This is a genomic window from Algibacter sp., from assembly GCF_049667265.1.
Taxonomy (GTDB): domain Bacteria; phylum Bacteroidota; class Bacteroidia; order Flavobacteriales; family Flavobacteriaceae; genus Algibacter_B.
The window spans coordinates 1-9146 of sequence record NZ_JBATHX010000421.1 but is presented as its reverse complement, the minus strand read 5'-3'; the positions used below and the strand labels follow the sequence as shown (position 1 = coordinate 9146).

The following is a 9146-nucleotide window of genomic DNA, read 5'->3' as shown; positions in this document are numbered from 1 at the left end:
TAGTAATTACATTAATAGGGTGTCCATTCATTTTCTTTTTTAAAAATCTGTAATCTGCCGATTTACGTCCTGCTACAATTTCTTCACCAATAAAATCCCCTGATTGAGGTCCATAATCCAAAACATTCATGTAATGCTCAACTAAAAATCTAGCTTTACCATCTTCTTCAGAAAAACGTCTATATAAAATATTTAATTGATGAGGTGTTGTAATTGTGGTTTTACGCCTATTTTTTAGTGCTAGCTTTACATAATCGGAAGATTTTAAAAGTTTTACTTCATCTAGAGAAACAATGTCTTCTTTTATAATTATAGTTTTATCCTTTTGATTAATAAAATCTTGAACTTTAATTTTAAAAGTTTCATAACCAATACTTGAAACTTCTAGAGAATCTGCTAGATTACTTTTTGAAAGCAATAAATTAAAAGTGCCATCTTCTGTACTGGCGGTGCCAATATATTTTGAAGGTATGCCAACAGCAGCATACGGAATAGGGAAATTAGTTTCGTCTATTATAAGTCCATTTAATTCAAGGCTTTTTTGTTGAGAGTAAGTAGTAAAAGTACATGCTGTAATCAAGAATAAAATGCCAAGTCTCTTTGAGAGTCTCATATAATTTTTAATGAATTAATTTATTGAATTTCAATTTATAATGTGTTTTTATTAAATATAAAAGCTCATACCAAATAAATAATAGTATGAGCTTTTATTGTGAAAGTTAATTAGTCTTTTATAAACTTCTTTGTAGATACTCCTCTTTCAGAAGTTAACTTTATAATATAAAGCGATTTGCTTAATGAAGATACATTAATGCTCTCAGAAACGTTGTTAAGAGAAACTACAGATTTACCTAATAAATCAAATATTTCAACTTTTTGTAAAGGCTCTTTTGTGTTTATGTGTAATTCATTTTTAACAGGGTTAGGGTACATACCAAATTCAAAAGCATTGTGATTTTTTGTTGATAAAAGTGGTGAGTTTCTAGTAATTGTTAATCTATTATTAACAATTCTATTAATTTCATCTCCATTTTGAAAGAAACCTAAAGCCCAGTTAAAATAGAAAGCTCCTGAGCCCGTTAAAGCATCATAAACTTGTTGTCTAAGGCCTCCTGAAGAAGTTTCTATTGCAGAAGATTCTGGAACCGTACCTACATTTCTAATTCTTACTTTTTTAGTAGATGAAGCGGCATCAGCACCTAATGTATATTCCATAATAATTTCATAAGCAGATTTATTTGCTTGACTTATAGTTGGATTGGTAGCAAATCCACCTGGGCCAGCATCTGAAAGATCAATACTTGTGGTGCTAGCTTGTGCTTGTATTGTAACACCATCTCTTTGTTGTCCAAGAATTACCGTGCTACCGCCAGGTCCAGGAGTAGGATTACCTGGAGTAAGAGCACATAATGCCATGTTAGTGTCATCTGCATCAAAAGCTTGATTGTTAAAGCCTAACATGATAACAGTAGTAACAGTAATAACGTCATTTTCAACTCCTGTAATTGGTGTTTGCAATACAGAGTAGGCAAAGTTAGCACCTGTTTCAATTTGGTCATTAGCATTTGCATTCCAAATAGAAGTTCCATTATTATGTCCTGCTAACCAATCTGGGTGAGCATTTAAGTTAGCTTGGACCCCTGCATCATCGTAGCTAGCTTCGTCAAAGGCAGAATCGTAGATAGTTGTTTGTGCATTCATTAAAGCAACAAGTGCAAAAACAAATAAAGTAGTAGTGTAAATTTTTTTCATGTTTTTTGAAATTTAATAGTTAGAATAATTGTTCATGCAATTTACGGGTTATTAGAGGTTTATATTAAGTTCATATTACCCCACTCTTAATAGAAATTACCTTTTTTCAAAACGATTTATTTTGTTTACCTTTTTTGTACACTAAAATTCTTGTATATATAATTATTATGATGAAGGGTAAATTTGATTAGATAGATAGTGTGTTTTTTACATTATTACCAAAAAACAGGAGAATTAGTTAAAATATCGTTATTAAATGGTGGTGTAGTTGTTTTTTTTTATATTAGTAAATCCAAAGAATATATTGTACTTGCAATTATATTTTTAAAACACCAACAAACCATACGATGAAACTAGTATTAAAAGATTCAAACACCTATATAAATAAACGATTAACTGCAGAAGAACGTGATGAACCTTGTTTAGATGTTGCATGGCATTACCACCCTCAATTTGAGTTGCTATATATATCAAAAAGTACAGGTATACGTTTTGTGGGAGATAGTGTTGATCCTTTTTATCCTGGTGAATTGGTACTGGTAGGTGGATATTTACCACATCTTTGGCGTAACGATCCGGAATATTATGAAGACAATAAGGGTCTAAGGGTTAAGACTATTGTTATAAAATTTTTAAAAAATTTTATAGGTGAAGATACTTTTAAAAACCCCGAATTTTCAGAAATAAATGATCTTCTCGATATATCAAAATTCGGCGTGTCGTTTGGAAGAAGTGTTAGTAAAAAACTTCATAATGAGCTAATGGAGATTCCAAAATTGTCAACCGCTCAACAATCTATTAAAGTATTAGATATTCTATTTAGATTATCAAAAGTTGATGATAAAAAGCTTTTATCGTCTTCAGATATGCGCCAATATTCGTTAGACAAACCCGATAGATTAGATAGTGTAATTCGGTATATATCGGATAATTATTCACAAGAAATTACCCTAACAGAAATTGCAGATATTGCCTGTATGACTACCAATTCATTTTGCAGATTTTTTAAAAAAATGACCAACAAATCTTTTACCGAATTTTTAAACGAAGTGCGTGTTAGAAATGCGTCGCGTTTACTTGTTCAGGAAGATTTGCCCATTTCAGAAATCTGTTATTCAGTAGGTTATAAATCCATTCCTAATTTCAATAAACAGTTTAAACAAATTATGACAAGTACTCCTAAGGAATACAGATATTCTTTATAATTTTTTATTCTAAAATTAATTCATTCTTATATTTGGGTAATAATGTGTATTAAAGGGGTAACTTTTAAGTCATATACTATAATGTTTTCGTGTTCTTTTGTATAAATGATTTGGGTCTGCTTTATTTTTTATTTAAAAATAAGTAAATCATTCATTCAGTATATATTTAATTTCTTATCAATTATGAAAACAATCAAGTTAGTATTTTTATTGATTTTAACTGTCCAATTTAGTGCGATTGCACAAAAAAAACCAAACATCATTTTATTGTTTGCTGACGATGCTGGTTATGCCGATTTTGGATTTCAAGGCAGCAAAGATTTGAAAACACCAAATCTTGATAAACTGGCAAAAAGTGGTGTTATATTTTCACAAGGTTATGTTACCGATGCCGTTTGTGGACCTTCAAGAGCAGGCCTTTTAACAGGAAAGTATCAGCAAAGGTTTGGTTATGAAGAAATAAATGTGGTTGGTTTTATGAGTGAAAACTCAGGCTTAAAAGGTGAAGATATGGGGTTACCATTAGATCAGGTTACCATGGCAGATTATTTAAAACAGCAGGGCTATAAAACAGCATTATATGGTAAATGGCATCAAGGAGATGCGGATCGTTATCACCCTATGAAACGCGGGTTTGATGAGTTTTATGGCTTTCGAGGTGGCGACCGTAGTTATTTTGCATATAAAGATAAGTTAGCCGATAATCATAAAGATAAAATGATGGAAAATGGGTTTGGTGTTTTTGAAGAACCAAACGGATATGCTACCGATATTTTTGCGGACAAAGCGATTGATTTTATCGAGCGAAATAAAGACAATCCTTTTTTTATCATGCTTTCCTTTAATGCGGTCCATACACCTTTAGAATCAAAACAAGACGATTTAGATAAATTTCCAAATCTTACAGGAAACAGAAAAGAATTAGCTGCTATGACTTTAGCATTGGATAGAGCTTGTGGTAATGTGTTTAAAAAATTAAAGGAATTGGGGTTAGATGAAAACACAATCATAGTTTTTACTAACGATAACGGTGGGCCTTCTGATAAAAATGCGTCCATCAACACGCCACTTAGTGGTACAAAATCAAACCATTTAGAAGGTGGAATTCGTGTGCCTTTTGTAATGAGTTGGCCTAAGCATATCAAGAATAATTCAACATATAAATACCCAATAAGTACTTTCGATTTGTTGCCTACTTTTTTCGCTGCTGCAGGTGGCGACACCAAAGAATTAAAGGATATTGATGGGGTAAATTTAATGCCTTTTATTCAAGGTGAAAACAAGGAAAGGCCGCATCAAACCTTATTTTGGAAAAAGGAAACTAGAGTTGCTTATAGAGATGGCGATTTAAAGTTAATTCGTTTTCCAGACCGACCTGCTATGCTTTTTGATATTTCTAAAGATATCGCCGAAGAGCATAACCTTGCAAATAAATACCCAGACATTGTAAAAAAAATGTACAAAGAAATTTTTGCTTGGGAACTTACTTTGGAAAGACCTCTTTGGTTGCTTAAGCGTGAGTATGAAAAATATGATATAGATCGGATGGATCAATATTGGCATTTGAAGTCTGAGTAATACAACTTTTCCATATTAAATTAATTTGAGTCATACATATTAATAAAAGGTAAAATAATGTATGAAGCGGGTAAGTTTTGCGTAATTTATTTAATGGTTTTATAGTTTATTTGTAACGATTAATGTCTCAAAATTATTTATAACATTTTAAAAAATCAAAATGTATCCAATAGCACAACAGGCGATGTCGCCAGAAATTATCAAAAAAATAGACGAAGTAGGCATTATTGCTGTACTTATTGTTGATGAATTAAAACATGCAGTTCCATTAGCAAAAGCACTCTTGGCTGGCGGAATTGATTCTATAGAATTAACACTTCGTACACCTGTAGCACTTGATGCTGCGCGTTTAATTAAAAAAGAAGTGCCCGAAATTTGTCTAGGTTTTGGAACCGTGTTAACAATCGATCAGGTAAAAGCGGTGGTTGATGCTGGAGCAGATTTTGCAGTCGCACCAGGATGTAATCCTAAAATAATTGCAGAGGCGAGAAAACAAGGATTGTCTTTCGCTCCAGGAATTATGACGCCAACAGATATTGAAATGGCACTTGAAGAAGGTTGTCGAGTTCTAAAATATTTTCCAGCTGAATCTTCAGGAGGAATGGATCACTTAACAAACATGGTGGCACCATATCAATATTTAAATCCGAAATTTATTCCATTAGGTGGTTGTAATTTAGAAAATGCAGGTTCGTATTTAGAATCGTCATTAATCACAGCAATTGGGGGGTCATGGGTTGCTAAACGTCCATTAATTCAATCAGAAAATTGGGCAGAAATAACTAAAAATGCCACAGAAATTAGAACATTAATAAAAAAGATTAGAGCTAATAAATAGTATAAAATATTATGAATACAGTCGTAACATTTGGAGAAATAATGGGCAGAATAGCTGCCCCAGAAAATTTAAGATTAAGACAAACACGTCAATTTGATATGACGTATGCTGGCGCAGAAGCTAGTGTTGCCGCATCAATTTGTAATTTCGGTGGTGTAGCACGTTATGTTACAGCGCTTCCAAAACACGCTATGGCTGATGCCACAATTGATTCTGTGCGTGCCGTGGGTGTAGATACTCAATATGTATTACGAACTAGCAAAGGTCGTTTAGGCTTATACTTTTTAGAAACTGGTGCCAATCAACGCCCAAGTAATGTAATTTATGATAGAGCAGATTCTGCAATCGCTATTACACCACCAGATGCTTACGATTGGAATGCTATTTTTAAAGGTGCAAGCTGGTTACATTTAAGTGGTATCACACCTGCACTTTCAAAAAATGCTGCAGAGGCAACTTTGGTAGCTGCTAAAAATGCTAAAGCTGCTGGAGCATCTGTATCAATAGATTTAAATTTTAGAGGAAAACTTTGGGATTGGGATGCGTCAAAATCTGCTAGAGAATTAGCGCAAGAAACTATGCGTAAAATTTTACCTTTCATTGATGTAGTTATTGGAAATGAGGAAGACTGTCATGATGTATTAGGTATTAAAGCGGGTGATACAGATGTACATGCTGGAAAATTAGATACCTCTCGTTATCCAGATGTAGCACGTCAGGTTTCAAAACAATTTCCAAATGTGAGTAAGGTAGCTATCACATTGCGTGAAAGCTATTCGGCTTCACATAACAATTGGGGAGCTATGTTATATGATGTGGCTTCAGACAAGGCCTTTTTCGCGCCTTTAGATTCAAACGGTAATTATCAATCTTACGAAATTAAAAATATAGTTGATAGAGTAGGTGGAGGTGATTCTTTTGCTGGTGGCTTGATTTTTGCATTAACAACTGCAGATTTAAAAGAGCCACAAACTGCTGTTAAATACGCGGTGGCAGCATCGTGCTTAAAACATTCAATAAAAGGAGATTTTAACTTTTCAACACGATCGGAAGTAGAAGCACTAATGGGCGGTTCTGGTTCAGGAAGGGTTGTACGTTAATAATTTTTATGTTTATGATTTCAGAAATAAAACCCAATAGGATATTCACTTTAGGACTTGTTATTCTGTTAACGCTCCAATTTAGCTGTTCTGGTAGTGATGCACCAGCTGAGGAGGAGGAAGAAGAAGAAATAATAATAGTAGTTCCTCCTGTTGATAATACACCAAATAGTGATTATCCTATGTCAGACCAATCGAACATGGGTGGTTGGGTTTTGAATAATGAAGTAAGTGATGAGTTTGATAGTGCTGTATTGGATGAAAATAAATGGCTTATTCAAGGAAAGAATGGTGAATTTCAGTCAAACTTTAAAGGCAGAGCACCATCACAATTTTCAACAAATAATGTCCGTTTAGAAGATGGTAAACTGAAATTAGAAACAAGATGGGAACCAGATTATAATTTTTCTCCTGCAGTTGCGAGTGATGGTACAAAATATGAAAATTTAACAACGGCAGCAGTAATTACAAAACAGGAGTTTGTTTATGGGTATTTAGAAGTTAAATGTAAAGCTGCAGATGCTGAAATAACAAGTTCCTTCTGGGGAACTGGTAATAATACAGAGTTCGACTTTTTTGAAATGTTTGGCGATCATAGACAGTCTAGTAAGCTTACAAAAGACAAAGAGTTGTGGTGGTCTATACATGATTGGTCATCAGCTGGAAGTGGAAAAACTACGTATACCGAGCACCATTTACTTGATTTTAGAGTAGCAGATGCATTTCATGTTTATGGTTATGAGTGGAGTGCAGATGGGGTTAAAATTTATTTGGATGGTGTGTTGTTTAAAGACGTTCCTAAAGCAACTATTAATGCCTATGATGATGTTGCTAAAGAAAACGGAGGTAATGGAGCAAACGAAAATTATGTGGTAACTAAGCCCATAAAACTATGGTTTGATCAGGAAACATTTCCTTGGCATGGTGTACCAGACAGTAAAGAAGATTTAGAATTTAATAGCCCAGCTAGTAAAAAAAGCGATGGTATTGTAGATTTCGAGATTGAATACCTTAGAGTTTGGCAAAAGAGCTAAAACTCATTTAATTTAATTTTAATGCAATCAATAATGATACAAATAAAAACGATGTTAAAAATATTGCCTCTTTTGATTTTTTTAATGGTTTTAAGCTGTGGAAGTCAGTCAAATACTGTTAAATCTGATAAAAACATTTCAATTATTTATCCGTTTTCAGATCTAATGAATGAAGGCAATTGGGTCCTTAATACTGAAGCTAGTGATGAGTTTGAAGATCCTATTATCAATGAAGATAAATGGTACATAGTTGGAAAATTTGAAAACGGGAAACCAGTTTACAAGGACCCAGACTATCCTAATAAAAGAGTTTGGAAAGGTAGAGCGCCTTCTCAATTTTCAGGTAGAAATTATCGTTTGGAAGATGGTAAATTAATTCTTGAAACACGTTGGGAACCAGATTTTCCTTTTGCAGATGATAACAAGCAAACTTGGGGTCCCGACAATAAAATAGAAAAATTCCAAAATATTACTACAGCATGTTTCATTGGTCGTAAAAATTTTAAATACGGCTACATGGAAATAAAAAGTAAAGCTGCTGATGCAGAAATTACTAGTGCTTTTTGGGCAACAGGTAGTCAGACCGAATTAGATATTTTTGAACAATTTGGAGATCATCGTCAAAAGGGGAAAGAATGGAAAGATAGAGAGCTTTGGTGGTCTATTCATGATTGGAGTAAAGAAGGAAAAGGTAAAACAGTTTATACAGAACGTTTAGATTATGGTTTTCGAGTCGCTGATGATTTTCATGTTTACGGTATAGAATGGAATGAAAACGGACTTAAACTCTTTGTTGATGGTAAATTATTTACTTCAGCAACAAAAGAACAAGTTGATGCTTTCGCAAAAGAAAGAGACTTGCCTAATGGTTGGGTAATGGACGGTCCAATTCATATTTGGTTGGATCAAGAAACATTTCCATGGCACGGTGTTCCAGATAGCAAAGAAGATTTAGAGTTAAATAGCCCTGATGGAAAAAAAGATGATGGTGTTGTAGATTTTGAAATTGAATATGTACGCATTTGGCAAAAAAAACAATAAATGGTTCGATTATTGAATAAGTAGATTATATACAAACATTAATTATTAACATTAAATTTATTATTATGAAAAAAATTCTTTTAGTACTAGTATTAGTTATGACGGTTTCTGCAACTTTTGGACAGAATAAGTGGCATGTAGGTCAAAACGATAAGTTTGTTGCAGCTGCAGCAACTGAATATAATTTAGATGAAGATCAACAAGAAACACTTCGTGAATCTAGAATGGATATGGTTAAAACTTATATTAGTTCTAACCAAGACTTTAAAGATGGAAAAATAACTAAAGAAGAGAAAAATGAAATCACAGGTAATTCTAGTAAAGCTTTTAACGGTACTATGGTTAAATTAACTGGTAAATCTTATAAAGAACTAAAGCCTTTTTTAGATAAAATGCGAGAGGAACTTAAAAAATAATTGATTTTTTAATAAATAAACCGGGTATGTAGTTACTATATATCCGGTTTTTAATTGTTTTTTAACTAAAACAACCGGAAAAACTAATAGTGAATTAAAGCTATTTTTCCAAAGAATGCAAAAATAAATTGCTCAAAGTTTTCAAAAGACTTAAAGCAAAATAACAGGAAAAGCGTATAAAG

The 9146-nt window shown here is 33.0% G+C and carries 9 protein-coding genes; 7 read left to right on the top strand and 2 right to left on the bottom strand.

Annotated features, from left to right (window positions below; translation table 11 throughout):
- Both WBN21_RS14635 and WBN21_RS14630 read right to left on the bottom strand, forming a co-directional pair.
- Positions 1-613: carboxypeptidase-like regulatory domain-containing protein (locus tag WBN21_RS14635; protein WP_424201553.1), on the bottom strand; the 613-nt coding region annotated here is incomplete at its 3' end.
- A gap of 110 nt (positions 614-723) precedes the next feature.
- Positions 724-1752 carry a T9SS type A sorting domain-containing protein gene (locus WBN21_RS14630; protein ID WP_424201551.1) on the bottom strand — a complete coding sequence of 343 codons (1029 nt, stop codon included), beginning with the start codon at positions 1750-1752 and terminating at the stop codon, positions 724-726.
- A gap of 347 nt (positions 1753-2099) precedes the next feature.
- Between WBN21_RS14630 and WBN21_RS14625 the strand changes: the two genes are divergently transcribed.
- The 7 genes from WBN21_RS14625 (at position 2100) to WBN21_RS14595 (ending at position 8964) form a co-directional block, all read left to right on the top strand.
- Positions 2100-2957, top strand: a complete 858-nt coding sequence (locus WBN21_RS14625) for an AraC family transcriptional regulator (RefSeq protein ID WP_424201549.1) — start codon at positions 2100-2102, stop codon at positions 2955-2957.
- A gap of 183 nt (positions 2958-3140) precedes the next feature.
- Entirely contained in the window at positions 3141-4535 is a 1395-nt protein-coding gene (locus WBN21_RS14620; RefSeq protein WP_424201547.1) for a sulfatase-like hydrolase/transferase, read from the top strand.
- A gap of 160 nt (positions 4536-4695) precedes the next feature.
- Entirely contained in the window at positions 4696-5373 is a 678-nt protein-coding gene (locus WBN21_RS14615) for a bifunctional 4-hydroxy-2-oxoglutarate aldolase/2-dehydro-3-deoxy-phosphogluconate aldolase (protein WP_424201545.1), read from the top strand.
- 11 nt (positions 5374-5384) lie between these two features.
- A complete protein-coding gene (locus WBN21_RS14610; RefSeq protein WP_424201543.1) occupies positions 5385-6473 on the top strand; it encodes a sugar kinase in 1089 nt (362 codons plus the stop codon).
- A 14-nt stretch (positions 6474-6487) separates the two neighbouring features.
- Positions 6488-7507 (top strand): family 16 glycosylhydrolase, encoded by a 1020-nt coding sequence (locus WBN21_RS14605; RefSeq protein ID WP_424201541.1) that lies wholly within the window; start codon positions 6488-6490, stop codon positions 7505-7507.
- Positions 7508-7579: 72 nt separating this feature from the next.
- On the top strand, positions 7580-8548 hold the full coding sequence (locus WBN21_RS14600; RefSeq protein WP_424201539.1) for a family 16 glycosylhydrolase: 969 nt from the start codon (positions 7580-7582) through the stop codon (positions 8546-8548).
- A 65-nt stretch (positions 8549-8613) separates the two neighbouring features.
- Entirely contained in the window at positions 8614-8964 is a 351-nt protein-coding gene (locus tag WBN21_RS14595; RefSeq protein ID WP_424201537.1) for a hypothetical protein, read from the top strand.
- Positions 8965-9146: the final 182 nt, after the last annotated feature.

Bases quoted from the DNA above. Each gene is read 5' to 3' on its own strand.
- WBN21_RS14630 (WP_424201551.1), bottom strand. From the start codon at position 1,752: ATGAAAAAAATTTACACTACTACTTTATTTGTTTTTGCACTTGTTGCT.
- WBN21_RS14625 (WP_424201549.1), top strand. From the start codon at position 2,100: ATGAAACTAGTATTAAAAGATTCAAACACCTATATAAATAAACGATTA.
- WBN21_RS14620 (WP_424201547.1), top strand. From the start codon at position 3,141: ATGAAAACAATCAAGTTAGTATTTTTATTGATTTTAACTGTCCAATTT.
- WBN21_RS14615 (WP_424201545.1), top strand. From the start codon at position 4,696: ATGTATCCAATAGCACAACAGGCGATGTCGCCAGAAATTATCAAAAAA.
- WBN21_RS14610 (WP_424201543.1), top strand. From the start codon at position 5,385: ATGAATACAGTCGTAACATTTGGAGAAATAATGGGCAGAATAGCTGCC.
- WBN21_RS14605 (WP_424201541.1), top strand. From the start codon at position 6,488: ATGATTTCAGAAATAAAACCCAATAGGATATTCACTTTAGGACTTGTT.
- WBN21_RS14595 (WP_424201537.1), top strand. From the start codon at position 8,614: ATGAAAAAAATTCTTTTAGTACTAGTATTAGTTATGACGGTTTCTGCA.